Raw genomic sequence first — 26,230 nt, 5'->3', positions numbered from 1 at the left:
GGTGATAACGTCTCTATCACAGTCAAACTGATCAACCCGATCGCGATGGAAGAAGGCTTGCGCTTCGCTATCCGTGAAGGCGGTCGTACTGTCGGTGCTGGCGTTGTTGCTAAAATCATCGAGTAATTCAGTAGTCAACTGAGTGAAAAACGGCGACCTGCTTTAAGGTCGCCGTAGTAGTTCAGGTAGTTTAAAGATGTAGGGGTGTAGCTCAATTGGCAGAGCGACGGTCTCCAAAACCGTAGGCTGGGGGTTCGATTCCCTCCGCCCCTGCCACCATCAAGGCCATAGGCACCGAAAGTAAATAAAGTATGTCTAATCATCCCGTTCAAACTGTTAGTACATCCAATGACAAGTATAAAGTCATCTTGGCGGTAGTAGCTGCAGTTGCCGGTGTTGCTGCTTTTTATATTCTCGCTGGACAAGCGACGTGGATACGCGCCGCCGCTTTGGTTTTGGGGTTGGTCATTGCAGCAGGTTTTGTTGCAACTTCAGAAATGGGTCGCGATTTCTTTGATTTTGCCAAGGAATCAGTTCGCGAAACAAAAAAAGTAGTTTGGCCAACAAGAAAAGAAGCCGGTCAGATCACTGCCGTGGTATTCGGCTTTGTGTTAGTGATGGCGCTTTTCCTGTGGGGCACTGATCAGTTGATCGGATTTTTGTTGTATGACGTAATCCTCGGATGGAAAAAATAATGAGCGATAACATTCAGGAAAACGAAGAAGGTACAGCGCCAACGGTGTCTGTACCTAAAAGCGCTAAAAGATGGTACGCCGTGCATGCTTATTCCGGTATGGAAAAGAGCGTGCATCGTGCATTGGTTGAGCGCATAGAACGCGCAGAGATGCAGGACAAATTCGGTCAGATTCTGGTTCCTACCGAAGAAGTCATCGAAGTAAAAAACGGCAAGAAGGCAGTGACTGAGCGTCGCCTGTTCCCTAGCTACGTATTCGTCGAGATGGAAATGACTGACGATACCTGGCATCTGGTAAAAAACACCAGCAAGGTAACTGGCTTTATCGGTGGTAAATCGAACAAGCCTTCGCCGATACCGCAGCATGAAGTAGACAAGATTTTGCAGCAGATGCAGGACGGCGTAGAAAAACCAAGGCCAAAAGTCTTGTACGAAGTCGGCGAAGTAGTACGTATCAAGGATGGTCCTTTCACTGACTTTAACGGTAACGTCGAAGAAGTGAATTACGAAAAATCCAAAGTACGTGTCACCGTCACCATTTTCGGTCGTGCCACTCCAGTTGAACTGGAATTTGGTCAAGTCGAAAAAGTATAAAGAATTCACGTTGATCAGTACGTAACACAGCAATGTGTTGAAACTGATCAGGAGAATCCTTGTGGAATAGTAAGGGTTTTCCAGCAGGCAGAGGAGCCTGTTGGTGTGACTTAACATTAACAGGCGCTACTACTCATTTATCGAAGGAGCCAACATGGCAAAGAAAATCATTGGTTTTATCAAGCTGCAAGTGCCAGCTGGTAAAGCAAACCCATCCCCACCTATCGGCCCAGCTTTGGGTCAACGTGGTCTGAACATCATGGAATTCTGCAAAGCGTTCAACGCACAGACCCAAGGTTTCGAACCAGGTATGCCTATTCCTGTCGTGATCACAGCATTTGCTGACAAGTCTTTCACTTTCGTGATGAAGACTCCTCCAGCAACTTACCTGATCAAAAAGGCAGCTGCGATCACTAAAGGTTCTTCCAAACCGCATACTGACAAAGTGGGTAAAATCACTCGTCAGCAAGCTGAAGAAATCGCGACCGTTAAACGCGCTGATTTGACAGCCGCCGATATGGACGCAGCAGTGCGTACTATCGCTGGTTCTGCTCGTTCCATGGGCATCACGGTGGAGGGTCTGTAATGGCTAAGTTATCTAAAAAAGCAAAATTGCTGGCAACGAAAGTTGACCGTCTGAAAGTGTATCCGTTTGACAATGCTATCGCTTTGATCAAAGAATGCGCTACAGCAAAATTCAACGAATCCATCGACGTATCCGTACAACTGGGTGTTGATCCTAAAAAATCTGACCAGGTTGTTCGTGGCGCCGTGGTATTGCCAGCTGGTACAGGCAAGACAGTACGCGTAGCCGTATTTGCACAAGGTGCAAAAGCGGAAGAAGCGAAAGCTGCCGGTGCTGATATCGTTGGTATGGAAGATTTGGCTGAACGCGTTAAAGCTGGCGACATGCCATTTGACGTTGTTATCGCTTCTCCAGACACTATGCGTATCGTCGGTACTCTGGGTCAGATCTTGGGCCCACGTGGCCTGATGCCTAATCCTAAAGTCGGTACAGTGACGCCTGACGTAGCCAATGCAGTTAAAAATGCAAAAGCTGGTCAAGTTCAGTATCGTACAGACAAAGCCGGTATCATCCACACAACAATCGGCCGCAAGTCGTTTGCTGATGGCGATCTGAAATCCAACCTGGTTGCGCTGATTGATGCTTTGAACAAAGCAAAACCAGCATCCAGCAAAGGTGTGTATCTGCGTAAAGTATCCATCTCATCCACTATGGGTGCAGGTGTACGTGTAGATCACGCTAATCTGGCAGGCTAAGCAAGAATTAAGTCCTTGTATCGATGATGCAGGGCGCATCTTTGGGCTGGATGTTTTGAACAAACATCCAGAGTGTCAAAGACCGTTGGGCCGAGTGTGTAAGAGTGGTAAAAAAACATGAGGTTAATATCTGAAGAGCAATCGACAGGTCCCAACGCAGATGGTGTACCCGAACAAGTTTTGTAGTGATTACTGGTCCCCCAGTGAAACTCCTAACTTCGGACGCCGTGTTCGAAACGATATGAGGGAAGTGCATCATTCCGGTGTATGGACTGAGTATCATTAATGGAGGTTGACCGTGAGTCTCAATCTGAATGACAAAAAAGCCGTCGTCGCTGAAGTCTCTGCAAAAGTAGCAACTGCACAGACTATCGTCGTGGCTGAATATCGTGGCATCCAGGTCGGTCATTTGACGCAATTGCGTGCTAGCGCACGCGCTCAGGGCGTATACATGCGTGTGTTGAAAAACACATTGGCACGTCGCGCTGTTGAGGGAACTGCATTTGCCAGCCTCGCTTCTGAAATGACAGGTCCGTTGATTTATGCAATCTCGGACGATGCTGTTGCCGCTGCTAAAGTCGTTCAAGACTTTGCAAAAAGCAATGACAAACTGGTCGTTAAAGCAGGTAACTATGCAGGCAAATCGCTGGATAAAGCTGGCGTTGTCGCATTGGCAAGCATTCCTAGCCGTGAAGTTCTGTTGGCGCAAGTAGTTGGCATGATGCAGGCTCCTGTATCTGCTTTCGCACGCGCTCTGGCAGCCGTCGCAGCACAGAAAGAAGCAGGTTCTCCTGCAGCACCAGTAGCTGAAGAAGCTGCTGAAGCTGCCGCAGAATAAGTTTTTTTCCGTCAAATACCGTATCAATGTAATTAATTAATTGGAGTTTCAAATGGCACTTAGCAAAGACGATATCCTGGAAGCCGTAGGCGCGATGTCCGTAATGGACCTGAACGACCTGGTAAAAGCTTTCGAAGAAAAATTCGGCGTATCCGCAGCAGCAGTAGCAGGTCCAGCAGCAGCCGGTCCAGCAGCAGCAGTTGAAGAACAAACAGAATTCAACGTAATTCTGTCCGAAGTTGGCGCAAACAAAGTTGGCGTTATTAAAGCAGTTCGCGAAATCACTGGTCTGGGCTTGAAAGAAGCTAAAGATCTGGTTGATGGCGCACCAAAACCAGTTAAAGAAGCAGTTTCTAAAGCTGATGCTGATGCAGCTAAGAAAAAACTGGAAGATGCTGGCGCGAAAGCCGACATCAAGTAATTCAGGTACCATGGCAAGTCTTCGGATTTGCCCAAGTCAAAGACAGGAATCCTCTCGGAAGAGAGGGTTCCTCTTTGGCTTCTTTGTCGTTCAGGGTTGTTTAGCTGTTTATTAAGACCTAGGGTTGAGACTTGAGGTTGTTTTGTCACAGAGTTGCTGTGTTTTATTTTTGTGACAAGAATCCTGAATTCTCTATCCTTCCTTGCCGCTCACGGAGTGTCCATGCACTACTCATTTACTGAGAAGAAGCGTATTCGTAAATCTTTTGCGAAGCGCGCCAACGTCCACAACGTTCCGTTCTTACTGGCGACTCAAATCGAGTCTTACCAGAGCTTTTTACAAGAAGACAGAACACCGTCAACTCGCAAAAATGAAGGCTTGCAGTCCGCCTTCACGTCGATTTTCCCTATTGTTTCGCACAATGGCTTTGCACGTCTGGAGTTCCTGTCCTACGTTTTAGGCGATCCTGCATTTGACGTCAAGGAATGTCAGTTGCGCGGTCTGACTTATGCATCACCTTTGCGTGCAAAAGTCCGCCTGGTTATCCTGGACAAGGAATCACCAACCAAGCCGGTCGTCAAAGAAATGAAAGAACAGGAAGTCTACATGGGCGAATTGCCTTTGATGACAACCACTGGTTCTTTTGTTATCAACGGTACCGAGCGTGTCATTGTTTCCCAGTTGCATCGTTCCCCGGGCGTGTTCTTTGAGCATGACCGCGGCAAGACACATTCTTCCGGTAAATTGCTGTTCTCGGCAAGGATCATTCCTTACCGTGGTTCCTGGCTCGATTTTGAATTCGATCCTAAAGATATCCTGTTCTTCCGTATTGACCGCCGTCGCAAGATGCCAGTCACGATCTTGCTGCGCGCCATAGGCATGAGCAATGAACAGATTCTGGCCAATTTCTTTGTCTTTGATAATTTCAATCTGCACAATGATGGCGCAGAAATGGAATTCGTCGCAGAACGTCTGCGTGGCGAAGTTGCCCGTTTTGACATCAGTGATAAAGATGGCAAAGTCATCGTCGCCAAAGACAAGCGCGTCAATGCAAAACACGTACGTGAAATCGAAGCCGGTGGCATCAAGCACATTTCCGTGCCTGAAGACTACCTGCTGGGCCGCGTACTGGCAAAAAACATCATTGATGCAGACACGGGCGAAGTGATCGCCAATGCCAATGATGAATTGACAGAAGAATTGCTGGGTCGCCTGCGCGATGCCAAAGTCACTGATATCCAGACCTTGTACACCAATGACCTGGATCAGGGTGCTTACATCTCGCAAACACTGCGTGCTGATGACACAGCGGACCAGATGGCTGCCCGCGTTGCCATCTACCGCATGATGCGTCCTGGCGAACCGCCAACAGAAGATTCTGTTGAAGCCCTGTTCAATGGCTTGTTCTACAGTGAAGAGCGTTACGATTTGTCCGCAGTCGGTCGCATGAAGTTCAACCGCCGTATCGGTCGTGATGAACTGACAGGTGCCATGACTTTGTCGAACGAAGACGTATTGGCCGTGATCAAGATTTTGGTTGAGCTGCGCAATGGCCGTGGTGAAGTCGATGATATCGATCACTTGGGTAATCGTCGCGTACGTTGCGTCGGTGAGTTGGCTGAGAATCAGTTCCGCGCTGGTCTGGTACGTGTTGAACGTGCTGTCAAAGAGCGTTTGGGTCAGGCTGAAGCCGACAACCTGATGCCGCATGACCTGATCAATTCCAAGCCTATCTCTGCTGCGATTCGTGAGTTCTTCGGTTCTTCCCAATTGTCCCAGTTTATGGATCAGACCAACCCATTGTCAGAAATTACGCACAAACGTCGTATTTCCGCCCTGGGACCTGGTGGTTTGACACGTGAACGCGCCGGCTTTGAAGTCCGCGACGTTCATCCAACTCACTATGGCCGCGTCTGCCCGATTGAAACACCAGAGGGACCAAACATTGGTCTGATCAACTCGCTGGCTTTGTATGCACGTCTGAACGAATACGGTTTCCTGGAAACCCCATACCGTAAAGTAGTAGACAGCAAAATCACCAGCCAGATCGATTACCTGTCTGCCATTGAAGAAGGTCGTTACATCATCGCTCAGGCGAATGCGACGATCGACGGCGAAGGCAAACTGATTGATGAACTGGTCTCTGCCCGTGAAGCTGGCGAAACGATCCTGGTCTCCCCGGAACGTATCCAGTACATGGACGTGGCAACTGGCCAGGTGGTTTCTGTGGCGGCATCTTTGATCCCGTTCCTGGAACACGATGATGCGAACCGCGCGCTGATGGGTGCCAACATGCAACGTCAGGCTGTTCCTTGCTTGCGTCCAGAGAAAGCATTCGTTGGTACAGGTATTGAACGTACCGTGGCAGTTGACTCCGGTACCACAGTACAGGCACTGCGTGGCGGTAAGGTTGATTACATCGATGCGGGTCGTATCGTTATTCGCGTGAATGATGCTGAAGCACAGGCTGGTGAAGTCGGTGTGGATATCTACAACCTCATCAAGTACACCCGTTCCAACCAGAACACCAACATCAACCAGCGTCCTATCGTCAAGGTCGGCGACCTGGTTGCCAAGGATGACGTGCTGGCTGACGGTGCATCGACCGATCTGGGCGAATTGGCCCTGGGTCAGAACATGCTGGTCGCCTTCATGCCATGGAATGGTTATAACTTCGAAGATTCGATCCTGATCTCTGAAAAAGTGGTGGCTGATGACCGCTACACCTCGATTCATATCGAAGAGTTGTCGGTTGTTGCCCGTGACACCAAGTTGGGCGCGGAAGAAATCACCCGCGATATCTCCAATCTGGCAGAAAACCAACTGGCTCGTCTGGATGAATCCGGTATCGTCTACATCGGTGCTGAAGTCACTGCTGGTGATACCCTGGTCGGTAAAGTGACACCAAAAGGTGAAACCCAACTGACACCAGAAGAAAAACTGCTGCGCGCCATCTTCGGTGAAAAAGCATCTGACGTGAAAGATACGTCCCTGCGCGTGCCTTCCGGCATGGTAGGTACCGTCATTGACGTACAAGTGTTCACCCGTGAAGGTATACAACGCGACAAACGTGCACAACAGATTATCGATGATGAATTGAAGCGTTATCGCCTCGATCTGAACGATCAGTTGCGTATCGTTGAAGGCGATGCATTTGAACGTCTGGAACGTATGCTGGATGGCAAGATCGCTGATGGCGGTCCGGCTAAACTGGCTAAAGGCACCAAGATCACCAAGGAATACCTGGCCAGCGTGGATAAATACCACTGGTTCGATATTCGCCTGGCATCGGATGAAGCAGCCAATGCGCTGGTAGCGATGAAAGATTCCATCGCTGAAAAACGTCATCAGTTCGATCTGGCTTTTGAAGAAAAACGTACCAAGCTGACGCAAGGCGATGAATTGCCGCCAGGCGTGCAAAAAATGGTCAAGGTCTACCTGGCTGTCAAACGTCGCCTGCAACCTGGCGACAAGATGGCGGGTCGTCACGGTAACAAGGGTGTGGTTTCCCGGATCGTGCCTATCGAAGACATGCCTTACATGGCTGACGGTACCCCGGCAGACATCGTGTTGAACCCATTGGGTGTTCCATCACGTATGAACGTCGGTCAGGTTCTGGAAGTGCATCTGGGTTGGGCAGCCAAAGGTCTGGGCTTGCGTATCGGCGAAATGCTGAAAGCCAAAGCCAAGATAGAAGAATTGCGTGATTTCCTGAAGAAGATTTATAACGAATCTGGCAAGAAGGAAGACATCGATGGCTTGTCCGACGCTGAGATCCTGGAATTGACCAACAACCTGAAACACGGTGTGCCATTCGCAACACCAGTGTTTGACGGTGCGCATGAAGATGAAATCCGTCGCATGCTGGATCTGGCCTTCCCTGACCATATCGCAGCACAACTGGGTATGACACCATCGAAGAACCAGGTCACCCTGTTCGATGGCCGTACCGGCGAAGCGTTTGAGCGTAAAGTCACACTGGGCTACATGCACGTTCTGAAATTGCATCATCTGGTTGATGACAAGATGCATGCACGTTCGACCGGTCCTTACTCTCTGGTCACGCAGCAACCACTGGGCGGTAAAGCACAGTTCGGTGGTCAGCGTTTCGGTGAGATGGAAGTCTGGGCACTGGAAGCCTACGGCGCATCCTACGTCTTGCAAGAGATGTTGACTGTCAAGTCGGATGACGTGAATGGCCGTACCAAAGTGTATGAAAACCTGGTCAAAGGTGACCACGTGATCGACGCCGGCATGCCAGAGTCCTTCAACGTTCTGGTCAAGGAAATTCGCTCTTTGGGTATCGACATCGATCTCGAACGCAATTGATTGAAGAAAAGTTGTCGTAATTAGTAGTAAAACCATCGCCTGGATACCCTCCGGGCGGTGGTGTTATAAGAAGCTAGCTAGTAAGCAGTCTGGAAGCAGATAGTCGTTCCCGGTATCAGCGGAACCTGTGTCGCCAAGCGACCTGGCTCTCCCGCCGATGCGAACAGGGTCAGACGTCCTAAGTGCTTCCCTTGCAGCACCATTCAGCCACCAAGCGTTTTGCGCGCTTCACTGGAGTGATACACATGAAAGCCCTGCTCGATCTATTCAAGCAAGTCCAACCCAACGAACAATTCGACGCGATCAAAATTGGTCTGGCGTCTCCAGAAAAGATTCGTTCCTGGTCCTACGGCGAAGTTAAAAAGCCGGAAACCATCAACTATCGTACCTTCAAGCCTGAGCGCGATGGTCTGTTTTGCGCCAAGATTTTTGGCCCAATCAAAGATTATGAATGCCTGTGCGGCAAGTACAAACGCCTGAAACACCGTGGCGTGATCTGCGAAAAATGCGGCGTTGAAGTGACCCTGGCCAAAGTGCGTCGTGAACGCATGGGCCATATCGAGCTGGCTTCTCCAACTGCGCACATCTGGTTCCTGAAATCCCTGCCATCCCGTCTGGGCATGGTGCTGGACATGACTTTGCGCGATATCGAACGCGTGTTGTATTTTGAAGCATATGTTGTGACCGATCCTGGCATGACCCCGCTAAAAAAATGCCAGATCATGTCGGAAGACGACTACGCTGCCAAATACGAAGAACATGGCGATGAATTCACTGCATACATGGGTGCCGAAGGTATCCGTGAATTGCTGCGTTCCATCGACATCGACCGTGATGCAGAAACCCTGCGTACCGAGCTGAAAGAATCCAAATCTGAAGCCAAGATCAAGAAATACGCAAAACGCCTGAAAGTACTGGAAGCATTCCAGCGCTCCGGCATCAAGCCAGACTGGATGATCATGGAAGTGCTGCCGGTCCTGCCGCCAGAACTGCGTCCATTGGTCCCGCTGGATGGTGGTCGTTTTGCGACTTCCGATCTGAACGATCTGTATCGCCGCGTCATCAACCGTAACAACCGTCTGAAGCGCCTGATGGAATTGCGCGCTCCTGAAATCATCACACGCAATGAAAAGCGTATGTTGCAGGAAGCCGTCGATTCCCTGCTGGATAACGGTCGTCGCGGCAAGGCCATGACCGGTGCCAACAAGCGTCCTCTGAAATCCCTGGCAGAAATGATCAAGGGTAAGGGCGGTCGTTTCCGTCAAAACTTGCTGGGTAAGCGCGTCGATTACTCTGGCCGTTCGGTTATCGTGGTCGGTCCGCAACTGAAATTGCATCAGTGCGGCTTGCCAAAACTGATGGCGCTGGAACTGTTCAAGCCTTTCATTTTCAATAAACTGGAATTGATGGGTCTGGCAACTACCATCAAGGCAGCGAAAAAACTGGTGGAAATTCAAGAACCTGTGGTCTGGGATATCCTGGAAGAAGTCATCCGCGAACATCCGGTCATGCTGAACCGCGCACCGACCTTGCATCGTCTGGGTATCCAGGCGTTTGAGCCGGTCCTGATCGAAGGTAAAGCGATCCAGTTGCATCCACTCGTCTGCGCGGCCTTCAATGCCGACTTTGACGGTGACCAAATGGCGGTTCACGTTCCTCTGTCTATAGAAGCACAGATGGAAGCACGTACATTGATGCTGGCATCCAACAATATTCTGTTCCCATCGAATGGTGAACCGTCTATCGTTCCTTCCCAGGATATCGTGTTGGGTCTGTACTATGCTTCCCGTGAAAAAATCAACGGCAAGGGCGAAGGCATGATGTTCCCTGACGTTTCAGAAGCGATCCGCGCCTGGGACAACAAGGAAGTCGAACTGGCTACCCGCGTGACAGTCCGTATTACCGAATATCCAAAAGATCCGGCAACTGGCGAATTCGTTAAAACCATCAAGCGTTATGAAACGACGGTTGGCCGTGCGATTTTGTCTGAAATCCTGCCTAAGGGTCTGCCATTTACCGTATTGAACCGTCCGCTGAAGAAAAAAGAAATTTCCAAGTTGATCGATACGTCTTTCCGTAAGTGCGGCCTGCGCGCAACCGTTGTGTTTGCTGATCAATTGATGCAATCTGGTTTCCGCTTGGCGACACGTGCCGGTATCTCCATCTGTATCGATGACATGCTGGTACCGCCACAAAAAGTAACGCTGGTAGCGAATGCCGAGCACGAAGTCAAACAGATCGAACAGCAATATGCGTCCGGTCTGGTGACTGCCGGCGAACGTTACAACAAAGTGGTCGATATCTGGGGCAAGACCGGTGATGAAGTCGGCAAGGCCATGATGGAACAACTGAAAGTTGAACCAGTCACGCGCCGCGACGGCTCTGTCGGTACACAAGAATCGTTCAACGCCATTTACATGATGGCCGACTCCGGTGCGCGTGGTTCTGCCGCCCAGATTCGTCAGTTGGCAGGTATGCGTGGTCTGATGGCGAAACCGGATGGTTCGATTATCGAAACGCCGATCACCGCGAATTTCCGCGAAGGTCTGAACGTTTTGCAGTACTTCATTTCCACGCATGGTGCGCGTAAAGGTCTGGCCGATACAGCGTTGAAGACAGCGAACTCCGGTTACCTGACACGTCGTCTGGTGGACGTTACCCAGGATCTGGTCGTGGTGGAAGATGACTGCGGCACATCCAATGGTTCATCCATGAAGGCCATCGTTGAAGGCGGTGAAGTTAACGTGCCTTTGCGTGACCTGATTTTGGGCCGTGTTTGCGCCAACGACATCGTCAATCCTGAAACGCAGGAAACCCTGTACGAAGCCGGTTCCCTGCTCGACGAAATCATGGTAGAACGCATCGAAGCCCTGGGTATCGATGAAGTCAAAGTACGTACACCACTGACTTGCGATACACGCTACGGTTTGTGCGCGATGTGCTATGGCCGTGACCTGGGTCGCGGTAATCTGGTCAATTCTGGTGAAGCTGTCGGCGTTATCGCTGCGCAGTCCATCGGTGAACCAGGTACACAGTTGACGATGCGTACCTTCCACATCGGTGGTGCGGCATCCCGTGCAGCGGTGGCTTCTTCGGTTGAAGCCAAATCCAACGGTACCATCCGTTTCACAGTGACCATGCGTTACGTCACCAACGGTAAAGGCGACCAGATCGTTATTTCCCGTTCTGGCGAAGTGCTGATCACTGATGACCACGGTCGTGAACGCGAACGTCATAAAGTACCGTACGGCGCGACCCTGATCGTCAAAGACGGTCTGGTGATCAAGGCTGGTACAGCACTGGCAACATGGGATCCGTTGACCCGTCCTATCATTACCGAATACACCGGTACGGTGAAATTCGAAAACGTCGAAGAAGGCGTGACAGTTGCCAAACAGGTCGATGATGTGACAGGTTTGTCCACTCTGGTGGCAATCGATGCGAAACGTCGTGGTAGCGCAGCAGGCAAGACACTGCGTCCACAGGTCAAACTGTTGAATGAACAGGGCGAAGAAGTCAAAATCGCCGGTACAGAACACGCAGTGACCATCGGCTTCCAGGTAGGCGCGCTGATTACCGTCAAAGACGGTCAGCAAGTTCACGTTGGTGAAGTACTGGCGCGTATCCCGACTGAATCACAAAAAACCCGTGATATTACCGGTGGTCTGCCACGCGTTGCCGAACTGTTCGAAGCCCGTTCACCAAAAGATGCCGGTATGCTGGCAGAAGTGACAGGTACGGTTGCGTTTGGTAAAGAAACCAAAGGCAAGCAACGTCTGGAAATCACAGACATGGACGGCGAGAAGCACGAATTCCTGATCACCAAAGACAAACAAGTCCTGGTGCATGACGGCCAGGTTGTGAACAAGGGTGAGATGATTGTTGACGGCCCAGCCGATCCGCAAGACATCCTGCGCTTGCTGGGTATCGAAGCGCTGGCACGTTACATCGTTGACGAAGTGCAGGACGTGTATCGTTTGCAAGGCGTTAAGATCAATGACAAGCACATTGAAGTGATCGTGCGTCAGATGCTGCGTCGCGTTGTCGTGGTCAATCCGGGCGATGCCAACTACATCGTTGGTGAACAAGTTGAACGTTCCGAATTGCTGGATGAAAACGATCGCGTAGCCGCTGCGAATGGTATCCCTGCAACTTATGAAAATATCTTGCTGGGTATTACCAAGGCATCTCTGTCTACTGATTCCTTCATCTCTGCGGCGTCCTTCCAGGAAACCACACGTGTTCTGACCGAAGCTGCGATCATGGGCAAAAAAGACGGTCTGCGTGGTCTGAAAGAAAACGTCATCGTTGGTCGTCTGATACCAGCTGGTACCGGTCTGGCCTTCCATCGTGCCCGCAAGTTGAAAGAAACTTGGGAAGCCGATGAACGTACAGCCTTGCTGGAAGCAGAAAAAGCAGCATTTGCCCCGTTGCCAGAAGTGGCCGCAACTGATGCGGTAGATGGCGAAGCGTAAGATTGAAATAGACGCTGAAACAAGCATTGAAATAGGCATTGAAATATGCAGGAAATAAAAAACGGCACCGCTTTTGGGTGCCGTTTTTTTTAATACCTCAGCAATGTAAGCAGCCGCCAACATGGGGCAGGCAATCCAGAATTGAACATGCAAGCAAATACCTTATCGAATCAGAACTTACAACTGAATGCCGCACAAATTGAAATGCGCTGCGATGGGCCGGCACGCCAGGTCGATATCGAAGTGGTTGCCGAAACCGGTTCCACCAATGCCGACCTGATGGCCAGGCTGGCGCAATTGCAGCGCCCAGTGTTGCGCATTGCCGTGCACCAGACGGCGGGGCGTGGCCGCGCCGGACGCCCGTGGCTGAGCGTACCCGGCGGCATGCTGACCTTCTCGCTGGCCTGGCACCTGCCGCAGGCACCGCAGCATTTGCTGGGCTTGCCGCTGGCAATCGGCGTCGCCCTGGCCGAAACCCTGAATACCCTGGGCCTGAGCGTACAACTCAAATGGCCGAATGACATTTTGCGCGATGGCAAAAAGCTGGCCGGCATCTTGCTGGAGTCGGCAGCCGCACAACATGGCGGCACCTGGATCGTCGCCGGCATAGGTTTGAATCTGCAAGTTTCTGACGCGCTGGAAGCCGAAGTAGGGCGGGCCATCGCCGATGCCCCCTGGCTGGCCAGGATGGATAGAAACGCCCTGGTCGCCAGCTTGCTGAATGCATTGGCGGTGACGCTGGAACAATTTGGCAATCATGGATTTTCCGGTTTTTTACCGCGCTGGAACGCCTTGCATGCCCACGCCGGACAAACCGTCAACATACTCGATCACGGACAGACCCTGCATACAGGTGTTGCGCTGGGGGTAGATCTGCATGGCTGCCTGGTCTTGCAGACTGCCCAGGGACAAGTTAATGTCATGGCGGGCGATGTATCGCTGCGGCCTGCAATGACGTAAACGATATGAACAATGTAGGCGACTTAAGCTGTGTGACGATGCCGGGCAGCAGCATAACAAGGAAAGCAGATGCAATTATTGATTGATGCCGGCAATACCCGTATCAAATGGGCCGTGCCAGCCGCTGAGTCAGCGCTTGCCGGGCAGCCACCAGTGTGGCTGCACAGTGGCTCGGTCAGCCATGCCGAACTGGCCAGTCTTGCCCAGGCCTGGCAACACATACCGGTCAGCAAAGTACTGATCTCGAATGTGGCAGGTGCCACGATCAAGGCTGAATTGACGGCCATCTTGCACAAGCTGCAGCCTGCTGCGCTGGTAAGCTGGTTTGCCTCGCAAGAGCAGGTCGCCGGTATCCACAATGCCTATCGCAACCCGGCACAACTGGGTTGTGACCGTCTGGCTTCCATGGTCGGCGCGCACTACCTGTTCCCGCAGCAGGATGTGGTGGTCGCCACCTGTGGAACTGCCACCACAGTCGATGCCGTAACTGCGCAAGGCCAATTTCAAGGCGGCATGATATTGCCAGGCCTGAAATTGATGGCAGAATCCTTGGCACGCAATACTGCGCAATTGCCGCAAGTGGCTGAATCCATCCATCTTGCCGGTATTTTTGCCGACAATACCGACCAGGCCATCGTCAGCGGCTGCATCAGTGCCCAGGTCGGTGCCATTCGCCGTGCCGTCAGTGTGCTGGAAGAACAGCAAAAACAGGCAGTCACCTGCGTGATATCTGGCGGCGCAGCCCCTTATTTGATGGCACATTTGGGTCTGCGCCACCAACATGTCGACAATCTGGTCTTGACGGGGCTGTTTGTCGTGGCACAATCAAGCCCGGACTGATTACTACTCAAATTACCATGCTGCGATTCTTTTTCTGGAGCCTGTTGTTATTAAATGCCTTCCTGCTGGCGTTTAATCTGGGCTATTTGGGACACTGGTCACTCGATACCCATGAGCCAGAACGTTTGAAGATGCAATACCATGCTGACCAGCTTAAACCCCTGTCCGCGACCGAAGCCCTGACCCCCAGCGATGCCACCACAGATAAAACCTCGGACGTAATAGCCTGCCTGGAAGTCGGCAATTTCGTCCAGGCTGACATCGACAAGATGGAAGAAAAGTTGAAAGCCCTAGCCCTGGGCGAAAGACAATCGCGCATCAACGTGGTGGATGTCGCTACGCATATGGTCTTTATTCCGTCACAGGGTAGTAAAGAAGGTGCTGATAAAAAAGCCAGTGAACTGCGGCGCCTGGGCATCAGCGATTTCTATATCGTGCAAGACCAAAGCAATATGCGCTGGGGCCTCTCGCTCGGCGTATTCAAAACCGAAGAAGCGGCAAAACTGCACCTGACTAATCTTACCAACAAAGGTGTGCGCTCAGCCCGCGTTGGCCCACGCACGGTCAGTACAAATAAATTCGCTTTCCAGTTAAGAGCCTTGACCGCAGAAGAAAAAACCAAATACGACGCCATCAAGGCAGGTTTCCCGGCACAGGAAAACCGCGATTGCCAGACCACGGACTTTAGCAAGAACTAAATATTCTTGATGCAAGCATTGCTATTCAGCGGATATGACTATTCTCATCATTGCAGCCATATTCATTGCCCTCATCCTGTTGGCAATGAATATCTATGTGACTTATCTGCTTGCAAAGAGTGAGTTTTTCGAGCCATCTCAAAAATATAGCCAGTATGTTTTGATCTGGTTGCTTCCCGTCATAGGGGTGGTGGTTTGCTATCTGTTTGTACAGCCTACTTTAGGACCGCCAAGTGGGCAATATCTGAATCGCGATGATGCACCTGAAGGTGAATTCATGGATTTTGCAAGATCAAATAAAGATTATTTTGATGGCCATGACTAATGCTTCTATCAGGGCCGTCGCAACGAGAATTATATTTTTCGAATTCTCACGCCGTGAGAATGAATTCTTGATATTTCTCATGTGATTGCTAGAATGAGCTTGATATTGCGCTTCTCTGTCAGGCACTCATGTTGGAACCATCTAAGGATATTACTCCCCAAAGCGAGCGCGTCTTGCAGGTGCTGGTTTGCGTCGCCCGCCAGGGCCAGCCCTTGTCGGCGCGTGAATTGGTAGAGCAAACCGGCTTGCCATTAAGTACCCTGTATCGCCAACTGGCCCCATTAAAAAAGTGGGGGCTGGTACAGGAACATGCACAGACCGGCATGTATGAACCAGGCCCGCTGGCGGTACAACTGGCCCGTGGATTTGACCAGCATTCGTGGCTGATGTCTGCCGCACGTGAAGAAATGATCGAGCTGGTACATAAATCCGGCGAAAGTGTGGGCTTGCTTACCTATGTGAATGGTCAGGTCATTTGCCTCGACATGCAGGAAAGTCAGCAAGCCTTGCGCTGTTCCTTTGCCAAAGGGCGTGCCAGTTCCACGGTGCGCGGCGCATCGGCCAAGGCACTGCTGGCATTTTTGCCGCAGGCCGTGCAAGACAGTTTGCTGGACCAGAACTTTCTCGAAAATCCGGATCATGCGCAGCAGCGACGCGAGGATTTGCTGGCCCAACTGCACGCCATCCGCAGCCAACGCTATGCCACCAGCGAAAATGAAATCGACCTCGGTATCTGGGGTGTCAGCGCCCCCGTGTTTTCTGGCAAGGACAGGCTGGAAGCCAGTCTGTCCCTGATGGCACCGGTGCAGCGCATACAAAACCGTAAGCAAGAACTCATCAACATGACCCTGGCGGCAGCCGACCGGCTCAGCCGCAAATTACAGTATCCCTAAACAGGACACAGGGCGCAGGGCACAGGACACAGGAAACATCATGACCGCGTATCATTTTCAACAGGGCAGCGTGCCCTTATTGATTTCCATGCCGCATGTCGGTACCAGCATACCGGACGACATTGCCGCACAGATGCTGCCAGTCGCACATGAGAAAGCCGATACCGACTGGCATCTGCGTCTGCTATACAACATGGCAGCAGAGCTGGGTGCATCCACCCTCGCCGCTGAATATTCGCGCTATGTGATAGACCTGAACCGCTCGTCCGACAATGCCAACCTGTATCCGGGGCAAGACACGACAGGTTTGTGCCCGGTCGATACCTTTGCCAAGCAGCCTTTGTATGCAGCAGAAAAACTGCCAACAGAAGCGGAAGTACAACGCCGTATCACGACTTACTGGCAGCCATATCATCAGCAATTGCAGCAAGAGCTGCAGCGCTTGCTGAAGCTGCATGGCAGCGTCATAGTATGGGATGCGCATTCTATCGCTTCGATGGTGCCACGCTTTTTCGAAGGCAAATTACCTGACCTTAACTTTGGCACTGCCGATCAACATTCCTGCGACCCCGGCATGCAAACGGCTATCGCCAATTGTCTGCAACAATCCGTTCATGCGAAAGCCTATTCGCATATATTCAATGGTCGTTTCAAAGGCGGTTTTATCACCCGCAATTACGGCAAGCCGGCGCACAACATCCATGCAGTGCAACTGGAAATGAGCCAGTGCATCTACATGAACGAAGCCGCCCCCTATGCATACCGACCCGACCTGGCTGCACAGGTACAGCCCTTGTTGCAGCAGTTGCTGCAAGCCTGCCTGGACTGGAATACGACACCAGGTGGCATAGCATGACAAGTCTGTATGCCCATCATGCCTTGTTACCGCAAGGCTGGACCAGCAATGTTCGTTTGCACTGGAACGAGAATGGTGACCTGAGCCAGATTGAACTTGACGCTGCTTTGCAGACACACGGGTATGAATATGAGCAGCAGGCGCAATGGGTGCTGCCGGGCATGAGCAATCTGCATTCGCATGCCTTCCAGCGCGCCATGGCAGGCATGACAGAAATGGCTGGTGAAGGCAAAGACAGTTTCTGGACCTGGCGTGATCTCATGTATCGCTATGCGCTGCATATCACGCCGGAACAAATCCAGGCCATCGCTGCACAGTTGTATGCAGAATGCCTGCGCCATGGCTATACGTCAGTTTGCGAATTCCATTACCTGCATCGCAATCCGGATGGCGGGTTTTATGCACGCCCTGCCGAGATGGCAGAGCGCGTAATAGCCGCCGCAGAACAGATCGGTATGGGTATCAGCATGCTGCCTGTGCTGTACAGCTATGCCGATTTTGGCGAACAGGCTTTGCGTCATGATCAACGTCGCTTTTCCAGCAATGTGGAACAGATCATGCAATTGATCACTGTGCTGGAAGATAAACGCAGTCCCCAGGTTGAAGTCGGCGTCGCCCCGCATTCCCTGCGTGCCGCCAGCATCAGCCAGATACGTGAACTGGTCGCGGCACTTCCGGCGGCCCGCCCTATCCATATCCATATCGCCGAACAACAAAAAGAAGTCGATGCCTGTATCGCTTACGCTGGCAAACGCCCGGTAGAGCTCTTGCTCGATAGTGGCCTGGTCAATCAACGCTGGTGCCTGGTACACGCCACCCATTTGAACAAGGCCGAAGTGCTGGGCATCGCCGCCAGTGGCGCAGTGGCAGGCATTTGCACCACCACAGAAGGCAATCTCGGCGATGGTTTTTTTGACTTGCCTGATTACATCGCTGCCGGTGGCCGCTTTGGTATCGGCAGTGACAGCCATGTATCACAAAGCCCGGTAGAAGAATTGCGCTGGCTCGAATATGGCCAGCGCCTGCGCTTGCAAGGCCGCAATATTGCGAATATCCCGACACAACGCAAGGTTGGTGATTTCTTATATCAGGCCACCCTGCAGGGCGGAGCCCAGGCCAGTGGTCGCAAACTGGGGCAACTGACGGTCGGCTATCGCGCCGACATAGTGGTACTTGATGATGAGCATCCGAATCTGGCAGGCATTCATAGTGCAGATGTACTCAATACCTGGATATTTGCAGGCAATGATAATCTGGTGCGGGATGTGTATGTGGGGGGGCAGCAGGTGGTCGCTAAGGGCAGGCATGGTCAGCAGACTGAAATTCAGGCGGCGTATGGGGCATGCATGCGTAGCCTGCGTGCGCTGTAAGTGTTTCTAAAACTGTTTGCCTTGAACCATGAACAGGCGCATGCAATATACTGCGCCTGTTTTAATTTGCGCTGCCAAGATTATTGTTGACGCAACCTCGCCGCCGCATCCCGCAACATCTTCTCCGTCGTTCCCCAATCCACGCAGGCATCGGTGACTGAGCAGCCGTATTTGAGTTGTGACAAATCAGCCGGGATAGGCTGGTTGCCGGCGACGATGTTGGATTCAATCATGACGCCGACGATATCCTTGTTGCCGTTGGCAATCTGGTTGATGACGTCGGCCATGACCAGGGGTTGCAGTTCTGGTTTCTTGTAGCTGTTGGCGTGCGAGCAATCGACCACGATATTCGGTGGCAGCTTGGCCTTGGCCAGTGCTTGCTGGGCCATGGCAACTGAGACCGTGTCATAGTTGGGGCGGTCACCGCCACCGCGCAAGACCACGTGGCCATATTGATTGCCGCTGGTGCGCACGATAGACACGCGACCCTGGCCATTCAAGCCCAGGAAAGAATGCGGATGCGATGCCGACAAAATCGCATTGATGGCGATGCTGATATCGCCATCCGTACCGTTTTTAAATCCTACCGGTGTCGACAGGCCTGATGACATTTCACGGTGGGTTTGTGATTCCGTGGTACGGGCACCGATGGCAGTCCAGGCGATCAGGTCACCCAGGTATTGTGGCGAAATCGGGTCCAGTGCTTCGGTGCCGGTCGGCAGGCCGAGTTCACAGACATCCAGCAAAAACTGGCGGGCTTTTTCCATGCCTTCATCGACGCGGAAAGAATCATCCATGTACGGGTCATTGATATAGCCTTTCCAGCCTGTGGTGGTACGTGGTTTTTCAAAATACACACGCATCACCAGCAACATCACATCCTTGACTTCTTCCTGCAAGGCTTTCAGGCGGCGTGCATAATCCAGGCCGGCGACCGGGTCATGGATGGAGCAGGGGCCTACCACGACAAACAGACGCTTGTCTTTGCGTTCCAGAATATTGCGCAGGCTTTCGCGGCTTTGTTCCACCACATCGCCAGCCAGGTCGCTGAGGGGCAGGCGGGCATGTAATTCTTCCGGGGTGGGCATGTTTTCGAAAGAACTGACGTTGATGTTTTCCAGTATGGTATGTGTCATGTTAGGCAAGAGGTGGTAACGTTAATTTTGGCCTACATTATGACCTAATCCGGGGGTTTGATTGCTAGGGCGTGTTGACATATCTTTTAGGCAAAGCATTCCCCCCATAGCGCGGGCTGGCAAGGCGTGCGGCGCAGTCAGGGCTGGTGCCCCTGACAAGACGTGCAACGCAGTCCAGCGCGCGCTATGGGGGGAACCCGGAGGGAATGGGTCCGAAACCTCGCCTGGCGTTGTTGTGCGTCGCTCACTTGGATCACCAAGCAGCGCTCCGCACGCCTAGCCAGACAAGGTTTCAAACCCATTTGCTTGCCTAAAAGATATGTCAACACGCCCTAGTGCATAATCACAAATGCGCTGAATTACTACGCATCTGTTCTGTTTCAGCATGGGATAAATCCCTTAAAATCAGGAATGCATCACGCTTTTTGCTCACCGATATGACAGAACGACCATGTTAAGCTCCGCGCAACGACAAGAATTTGATACCCAGGGTTTTCTGGTTTTACGACAACAGGCAGCCGCCAGCCTGTGTGAAGGCATCATCGCCATTGCTGAACAGCAACTGGCTGGCGATGTGCAACCCATAGAATACGAGGCCGATACCCGTTACCCCGGCGCACTGGCGTCGCGTGACGCCGAAGGTGGTGGCACTGCCAGGCGGCTGTTGCAGGCGTATGCACGCGACCAGCGTATAGCACAATGGGCAAATAGCCAGGCACTGGGTGTGCCATTATTGCAATTGCTGGGCCAGGGCGCGCTGATGTCGCAAGCCCACCATAACTGCATCATGACCAAGCAGCCGCAGTATTCGACGGCAACCGGCTGGCACCGCGACAGCCGTTACTGGAACTTCCAGCGGGCAGAACTGGTGTCTGCCTGGCTGGCCTTACGCAATGAAACCCTGGACAATGGTTGCCTGCTGGTCATCCCCGGCTCACACAAACTGGAGATTGATGCCAGTCAGCTGGATGCCAAGCAATTTTTGCTGACGGACTTGCCGCAAAACCAGGGCTTGCTGGCACGCGCTCAGCCAGTCCCCCTGCAGCAGGGCGATGTCTTGCTTTTTCACAGCAATTTATTCCACGCCGCTGGCAAAAACCAGACTACCGCCACCAAGTTTGCCCTGGTCTTTACCTATCGCGCTGCAGATAATCCACCGCTTCCCGCTACCAGGTCTGCAGCTTTTCCAGAGATTGCCATCTAAAATTTGCGCTATGATGAAATAAAGCGGCATGCAGGGTAATTGTGTAAGGAATTTGCCGATGCACCGACCAACGCTGATACGGCGGTGTTCCCGCCATGCCGATTACGCTACATCGTGGAGAACAATATGTCCAAGCTCACCAAATTCCTTGCCGCCGCTCTGTTGATGGCCTTGCCATTTATTGGTTCGCTCAGTCAGGCTGCCAGCAAGGAAGAATTTCCTGCCAAGCCCATGCTGACCGGTACCCTGCTCAACGGTAAGCCATTCAAGCTCAATACCGGCAAGGGCGACGTGGTGCTGGTGACATTCTGGGCGACCTGGTGCCCGACTTGCCGTGCAGAAATGCCGACTTTCCGCAAATTTTATGAAGCCAATAAAAAAGCCGGCTTTGAACTGGTGACAGTCAGTATTGACGACGCCATGTCGGATATTGATGACTATTCAAAACTCTCGACCTGGATAAGCAAATCCAGCCAGAACTTCCCTTCGTTGTGGCGTAATGCCCCCAACTACAAAGACAATTTCGGCAAAGTCTTTGCTACCCCGACAGCCTTTCTGATCGGTAGAGACGGCAAGATCATAGAATCATTCAAAGGCGCCATCAAGCCTGACCAATGGGCGCATATCAAAACCGTTATTGATGCGGGTGCGCCTGCCAAAGGCTGAACGGCATCTTGCCCCCTCAGTTCTACGGGCAAAGTTCAAGATGACGCGGTCTCGCGTCATTTTTTTTGCCTAACGCACTGCCTTGTCGTTATCAGGCTTGCCACTTGTTGCTATTAAAGTTACTATGCAGAAATAGGTCGTTGCCCTGATGACAAGTTCAGGCGCGCCTTTTGCTTGATTATCTGCAGTTCTTCTTCTGGCTGTTCAACAACTGTCATCGTGCATGTGGGCACTTGCATCAGTGATGCCGGGTGTAGGTAAGGTAGGTAATGGTGAGCTCAATGAGGGTGTTACAGGCATGGCTGTGAAGAATCTGAAGGGGCTGACGAGGCTGAAATGCGCGACGGTGTGCTGCTCGCTCCTAGGCCTGTGCATGGGCGCAGCCTTGCACCATGCAAGTGCCAAGGAGGTGGCGAAAGAGGTGAGCAAGGAGGTGTCGAAGGAGGTGGTGGTGTTGACCACCGACCCGATAGACAGTCATGGCCAGCCCGTACCCATGCAAAAGCTGACCAGGTTTTTTGAATTTATCGAACGTGACCAGGGTATCAAAATACTGCATGTACGCAATTCCTGGCCGCGCGCCCTGATTGCCGCAGAAAATGGTGAAGGCGTGTTGTATGGCGTCAGCAAAACCAGGGAAAGAGAAAGGCTGTTCCATTTTTCATTGCCGGTGCAGTCCAAATACATCTACCTGGTGACCAGAAGCGATGCCACATTCAAGTTTCATTCCGTGACTGACCTGAAAGGCAAGACCATAGGCATACCGCGCGGCATCAGCTTTGGTGATGATTTCGACGCCCTCAAAGACAATTTGTTCACCGTCGAGCAAGACAATAATGTGCCTATTTCGCGCGTCTACAAATTGCTGTTTCGCCGCATGGATGCCGCAGTCTTCAGTTCATTGAGTAAAAACCCGCGTGAGCTGGTAACACGCCTGCAAAAAATACGGGATGCGCATGACGGTGACATGCCCCCCATGAACAACGTGCAGCTCAGCGTCTTACCTAAACCGCTGCTGATAGACACCATGCATTTTGCCGTGAGGTCAGACAAGGATGACGGCATCATCAATAAATTAAATGCCGCCATCCTGAAAGCAAGAAGGATGGGCTTGCTGGATGAGTTGCGCTAGTTCAGGCTTATTCAGACTTATTCAGATTTATTCAGGCCTATATCGTATTTAGATGTTTTCCAGCGCGATCAATTCCTGCACTGTCTGGCGGCGGCGTATCTGCCTGATCTGTTCACCGTCGACCAATACTTCCGGTATCAAAGGACGCGAATTGTAGTTGGAGGACATGCTGGCCCCATAGGCACCAGCATCGTGGAAGACGAACAGGTCGCCAATTTCACAGGCTGGCAAATCCTGGGTCGTGACCACGCCACCATCTTCTTGCGTGAAGACATCGCCAGATTCGCACAAGGGCCCGGCCACCACTGTTGGACGCAGAGCGCCGGTGCGTGGCGTGCCATCTGCTGCGTGAGTGCTGATGCGATGAAAGCTGCCATACATGGAAGGGCGCACCAGATCATTGAAGCCGGCATCGACCAGGGTGAAGAAATTGTTGCCCACCTGTTTTTGCGCACGCAGTTCAGAGATCAGGATGCCGGATTGTGCCACCAGGAAGCGCCCAGGTTCAATTTCCATGCTGATCTTGTGTCCCAGCAGGGCTTCGATTTCTTTTCTGGCCTTGTCCCAGATATCAAAATAATGCGCTGTATCCACCGCTGGTTCATCACCGCGATAAGGGATGGATAAACCGCCGCCGATGGAAATCGCCTGCAAATCGCGCTGGCAGATTTTTACCTGAGCAATCATGGCATCGCAAACGCTTTGCAAATGGTCGTAATCGACGCCAGAACCGATATGCATGTGCAGGCCCACCAGTGTCAGACCATATTGATCAATGATGGCCAGCGCATGCTGCAATTCTTCATGCCAGATGCCGTGTTTGCTTTGCTCGCCGCCGGTATTGGTCTTGCGGCTGTGGCCATGGCCAAAGCCGGGGTTGATACGTAGCCAGACGGCATGGCCGGGGTGGGCCTGGCCCAGCTGTTCCAGCATTTGCGGCGAACCGCAATTCACCGGGATATTCAATTCCACTACACGCTTCAAGGTGGCGCGGTCCAGCAGATCTGCCGTAAACACGATAGGCGCATGGCCACCTGCCGCCGCCTGGCTGGCATAGCCTGCTGCCAGTGCACGTTCCACTTCACCCATGGATACTGAATCCACCATCACGCCTTCTTCACGCATCAGGCGCAGCAGATGGATATTGCTGGATGCCTTCTGGGCGAAGCGAATCACATCAAATTGTCGCAGGCGGGCAATTTGTGCTCTTATAACTGTGGCATCATAGGCCCAGCAAGGTGTCTGGAATTCATTCGCAATGCGGGCAAGCTGATTGGCGCTGATAGTAGTCATGGCAGTTTTCTGGGACTTGATAAGTATTAGTTAGGACTTTCGCAAAATTGTCCCAGCAAGGCGTAGCGACGAAGACAGTACGAACAGTACCGAATCTTGCTAAATGCGGGAGCTGCAACGCAGCTGGGGCGGTTTTGCGTAAGTCCCATAGTGTAAGCTCTACTTTAACAAGTAAAATTCACAGTATGAATGGGATTCCATAAGGATTTTGTTCGCAATCCGTGGATTTGATTCGAAAAGAACGCGAAATACCTATGAACTCAAAAATCGATCAGTTTGATCAAAAAATCCTGCAATTATTGCAACAGGATGCCCGTATCTCCCATGCTGAAATCGGTCGCCAGATTCATCTCAGTCAGCCTGCCGTTTCCGAGCGCATCAAACGGCTGGAAGCGGCGCAGGTCATTCGTGCCTATCGGGCGGATATTAATCCCAAGGCGCTGGGCTATCAAATTACCGCCATGATCAGACTGTCCACACGGCAGGGCAGGCCGTATGCCCAGTATGTTGCCAACTGCCCGGAAATTATCGATTGTTATACCGTCACCGGTGAAGACGGTGCCGTCATGCGCGTACTGGCCAGCGATGTGGAACATCTGCAACGCATCATCAATGAACTGAATGTATTTGGCTCGACCTCAACCGCCATCGTGTTGACGACCCATGTTGCCGGCAAACCCATCACGGTGCCAGCCATAGATTAAAAAAACAGGCCTGCTTCAGGCAGGCCATATTGCCACCCCTTATTTTGGAAGGATATTTCATGCAAAAACGCAATCATTTTCCCCTTGCCCTGCTAACGGCTTTGATATTGCAGGCGGCCTTTACCTGTACAACGGCCTATGCCGACGATACCGCAACTGCTGACAATGGCATTACCCCGTATCGTCCTTCTGTCTCCAATTCCGCCCAGTTGCCGGTGGAAGGGCAACTGGAACTGGAAATGGGTATTGCGTCTGCACGGTCCGATGCTGCCCGCAACCAGAGCCTGCCCTATCTGTTCAAGCTGGCTTTTTCCAAGGAATGGGGCGTTTTGCTGGGTGGTTCTGCCCGCGTCGTCAACGATGACGGTGCTGGCCAGCGCGACCAGGGTTTTGGCGATACCTCATTGATCATCAAGCGCGCTTTCATCATCAATGACGATACCGCTCTGGGTCTTGAGTTCGGCAATAAATTCCCGACTGCGGGTCAACCCCTGGGTTCCGGCAAATCCGACTGGACCATCAATGGCATCGTCAGTCAGGATCTGGGCAAGATCCATGTTGACGTGAACCTGAATACAACCCACCTGGGGGCGGCAGATGTCGGTACTTCCCGCTGGCAAAACGGTTTGTCCAGCTCAGTCTCAACAGAAGTGGCCGATAAATGGAACCTGACTGCCGAATGGGCAGGCTGGCGGCAGGCCGGCACCAAAAATCAGGGGCAGGCATTGCTCGCCCTTAGCTACAGCCCCAACAAACGCATGACGCTGGATGCGGGACTGACCAAAGGCTTGACCAGTGCATCCCCGGATTGGTCCTGGTTTGCCGGGATCGTCATTCCCGTCGCCAAACTTTGGTAATGCTTGCTTTTGTTAGATATGGCGTAAATTGCGGCGGCACAAACCCGCTTTGTACAGAAGCCTTATAATCAGGGTTTACGCAAAATTGTCGCAGTCTGTTCGTCTTTAGCTTGGAAGTCATATGCTGGCACCTTCTTCACCTCGCAAATTTGCCCTGTTTTCTGTCATCGCCATTGTGGCATTGGCGGTCCTGGGCTACCTGTTTTATCAGTCGCTGGGCAGCAAGCAGGCCATGCCGGATGTCAGCTTCACCAACCTCAAAGGTGAAAAAATCTCGGCGCAAAGCCTGCGTGGCAAGGTAGTCATGGTGAATTTCTGGGCGACCTCTTGCAGCACTTGCGTGGCAGAAATGCCAAAAATGATAGAGACCTACAACAAATACAATAAGCAGGGCTTGGAATTCGTGGCCGTGGCCATGAGCTATGACCGACCCGATTATGTCCTCAACTATAGCGAAACCAGGAAACTGCCTTTCCATGTGGCGCTGGACTCACAAGGCAAGCTGGCGCAGTCATTTGGTGATGTCAAGCTGACACCCACCACCTATGTCATCGACAAACAAGGCAATATCCTGAAACGCTATGTCGGCGAGCCTTCATTTGCCGAATTGCACACCCTGCTGGAAAAAGCCCTGGCTGCCTGATCAGGCAGCTTAGTCCGACTC

23 protein-coding genes, 1 tRNA gene and 1 pseudogene are annotated in these 26,230 nt (G+C 52.1%); 23 read left to right on the top strand and 2 right to left on the bottom strand.

The window, feature by feature from the left end:
* The 17 genes and pseudogenes from tuf to ACO0LM_RS22010 form a co-directional block, all read left to right on the top strand.
* Positions 1-126, top strand: a pseudogene (gene tuf, locus ACO0LM_RS22090) (elongation factor Tu); the annotation flags it as partial.
* A gap of 74 nt (positions 127-200) precedes the next feature.
* A tRNA-Trp gene (locus ACO0LM_RS22085) sits at positions 201-276 on the top strand.
* Positions 277-311: 35 nt separating this feature from the next.
* A complete protein-coding gene (gene secE, locus ACO0LM_RS22080) occupies positions 312-695 on the top strand; it encodes a preprotein translocase subunit SecE (protein WP_422987775.1) in 384 nt (127 codons plus the stop codon).
* Positions 695-1,288: a transcription termination/antitermination protein NusG gene (gene nusG, locus ACO0LM_RS22075; RefSeq protein WP_422987776.1), complete on the top strand. Its 594-nt coding sequence runs from the start codon at positions 695-697 to the stop codon at positions 1,286-1,288. Before secE ends, nusG begins: the two co-directional genes overlap by 1 nt.
* Positions 1,289-1,442: 154 nt before the next feature.
* On the top strand, positions 1,443-1,874 hold the full coding sequence (rplK, locus tag ACO0LM_RS22070; protein WP_422987777.1) for a 50S ribosomal protein L11: 432 nt from the start codon (positions 1,443-1,445) through the stop codon (positions 1,872-1,874).
* Positions 1,874-2,569, top strand: coding sequence for a 50S ribosomal protein L1 (gene rplA / locus ACO0LM_RS22065; protein ID WP_110258377.1), 696 nt, complete (start codon positions 1,874-1,876; stop codon positions 2,567-2,569). The genes rplK and rplA overlap by 1 nt, the downstream gene beginning before the upstream one ends.
* Before the next feature lie 298 nt (positions 2,570-2,867).
* Entirely contained in the window at positions 2,868-3,407 is a 540-nt protein-coding gene (gene rplJ / locus ACO0LM_RS22060; protein ID WP_422987778.1) for a 50S ribosomal protein L10, read from the top strand.
* Between the two features lie 52 nt (positions 3,408-3,459).
* The gene (gene rplL / locus ACO0LM_RS22055; protein ID WP_422987779.1) at positions 3,460-3,828 is read left to right on the top strand and encodes a 50S ribosomal protein L7/L12; all 369 of its coding nucleotides are present in this window, start codon (positions 3,460-3,462) and stop codon (positions 3,826-3,828) included.
* A gap of 222 nt (positions 3,829-4,050) precedes the next feature.
* The gene (gene rpoB, locus ACO0LM_RS22050; RefSeq protein ID WP_423039967.1) at positions 4,051-8,157 is read left to right on the top strand and encodes a DNA-directed RNA polymerase subunit beta; all 4,107 of its coding nucleotides are present in this window, start codon (positions 4,051-4,053) and stop codon (positions 8,155-8,157) included.
* A 245-nt stretch (positions 8,158-8,402) separates the two neighbouring features.
* On the top strand, positions 8,403-12,632 hold the full coding sequence (gene rpoC / locus ACO0LM_RS22045; protein WP_423039965.1) for a DNA-directed RNA polymerase subunit beta': 4,230 nt from the start codon (positions 8,403-8,405) through the stop codon (positions 12,630-12,632).
* A gap of 147 nt (positions 12,633-12,779) precedes the next feature.
* Positions 12,780-13,592: a biotin--[acetyl-CoA-carboxylase] ligase gene (locus ACO0LM_RS22040; protein WP_423039963.1), complete on the top strand. Its 813-nt coding sequence runs from the start codon at positions 12,780-12,782 to the stop codon at positions 13,590-13,592.
* Between the two features lie 69 nt (positions 13,593-13,661).
* Positions 13,662-14,432 (top strand): type III pantothenate kinase, encoded by a 771-nt coding sequence (locus ACO0LM_RS22035; protein WP_423039961.1) that lies wholly within the window; start codon positions 13,662-13,664, stop codon positions 14,430-14,432.
* A 17-nt stretch (positions 14,433-14,449) separates the two neighbouring features.
* Positions 14,450-15,130 (top strand): SPOR domain-containing protein, encoded by a 681-nt coding sequence (locus ACO0LM_RS22030; protein ID WP_423039959.1) that lies wholly within the window; start codon positions 14,450-14,452, stop codon positions 15,128-15,130.
* 34 nt (positions 15,131-15,164) lie between these two features.
* The gene (locus ACO0LM_RS22025; RefSeq protein ID WP_423039957.1) at positions 15,165-15,455 is read left to right on the top strand and encodes a hypothetical protein; all 291 of its coding nucleotides are present in this window, start codon (positions 15,165-15,167) and stop codon (positions 15,453-15,455) included.
* 128 nt (positions 15,456-15,583) lie between these two features.
* Positions 15,584-16,348: an IclR family transcriptional regulator gene (locus tag ACO0LM_RS22020; RefSeq protein WP_423039955.1), complete on the top strand. Its 765-nt coding sequence runs from the start codon at positions 15,584-15,586 to the stop codon at positions 16,346-16,348.
* 40 nt (positions 16,349-16,388) lie between these two features.
* On the top strand, positions 16,389-17,204 hold the full coding sequence (gene hutG, locus ACO0LM_RS22015) for an N-formylglutamate deformylase (RefSeq protein WP_423039953.1): 816 nt from the start codon (positions 16,389-16,391) through the stop codon (positions 17,202-17,204).
* Entirely contained in the window at positions 17,201-18,574 is a 1,374-nt protein-coding gene (locus ACO0LM_RS22010; RefSeq protein ID WP_423039951.1) for a formimidoylglutamate deiminase, read from the top strand. The genes hutG and ACO0LM_RS22010 overlap by 4 nt, the downstream gene beginning before the upstream one ends.
* Positions 18,575-18,654: 80 nt before the next feature.
* Here the strand turns inward: ACO0LM_RS22010 and ACO0LM_RS22005 are convergent, their stop codons facing one another.
* Positions 18,655-19,710, bottom strand: a complete 1,056-nt coding sequence (locus tag ACO0LM_RS22005; protein WP_423039949.1) for a 3-deoxy-7-phosphoheptulonate synthase — start codon at positions 19,708-19,710, stop codon at positions 18,655-18,657.
* 451 nt (positions 19,711-20,161) lie between these two features.
* Between ACO0LM_RS22005 and ACO0LM_RS22000 the strand changes: the two genes are divergently transcribed.
* From ACO0LM_RS22000 to ACO0LM_RS21990, 3 genes are all read left to right on the top strand, one after another.
* Entirely contained in the window at positions 20,162-20,914 is a 753-nt protein-coding gene (locus ACO0LM_RS22000) for a phytanoyl-CoA dioxygenase family protein (RefSeq protein ID WP_423039947.1), read from the top strand.
* A 126-nt stretch (positions 20,915-21,040) separates the two neighbouring features.
* Positions 21,041-21,580, top strand: a complete 540-nt coding sequence (locus tag ACO0LM_RS21995; protein ID WP_423039945.1) for a peroxiredoxin family protein — start codon at positions 21,041-21,043, stop codon at positions 21,578-21,580.
* 373 nt (positions 21,581-21,953) lie between these two features.
* Positions 21,954-22,712, top strand: a complete 759-nt coding sequence (locus tag ACO0LM_RS21990; protein WP_423039943.1) for a substrate-binding periplasmic protein — start codon at positions 21,954-21,956, stop codon at positions 22,710-22,712.
* A 48-nt stretch (positions 22,713-22,760) separates the two neighbouring features.
* Here the strand turns inward: ACO0LM_RS21990 and lysA are convergent, their stop codons facing one another.
* Entirely contained in the window at positions 22,761-24,026 is a 1,266-nt protein-coding gene (lysA, locus tag ACO0LM_RS21985) for a diaminopimelate decarboxylase (protein WP_423039973.1), read from the bottom strand.
* 233 nt (positions 24,027-24,259) lie between these two features.
* On the opposite strand from lysA, the gene ACO0LM_RS21980 reads away from it, so the two are divergent.
* From ACO0LM_RS21980 to ACO0LM_RS21970, 3 genes are all read left to right on the top strand, one after another.
* Entirely contained in the window at positions 24,260-24,709 is a 450-nt protein-coding gene (locus ACO0LM_RS21980; protein ID WP_186949989.1) for an Lrp/AsnC family transcriptional regulator, read from the top strand.
* Between the two features lie 59 nt (positions 24,710-24,768).
* Positions 24,769-25,566 (top strand): transporter, encoded by a 798-nt coding sequence (locus tag ACO0LM_RS21975; protein WP_423039941.1) that lies wholly within the window; start codon positions 24,769-24,771, stop codon positions 25,564-25,566.
* A gap of 121 nt (positions 25,567-25,687) precedes the next feature.
* Positions 25,688-26,209: a TlpA family protein disulfide reductase gene (locus tag ACO0LM_RS21970; RefSeq protein ID WP_423039939.1), complete on the top strand. Its 522-nt coding sequence runs from the start codon at positions 25,688-25,690 to the stop codon at positions 26,207-26,209.
* The last annotated feature ends 21 nt before the right edge of the window (positions 26,210-26,230 follow it).

The sequence above is a fragment of the Undibacterium sp. Di26W genome (genome assembly GCF_049340265.1).
GTDB lineage: Bacteria > Pseudomonadota > Gammaproteobacteria > Burkholderiales > Burkholderiaceae_D > Undibacterium.
This window is presented reverse-complemented; position numbering and strand designations above follow the sequence as displayed.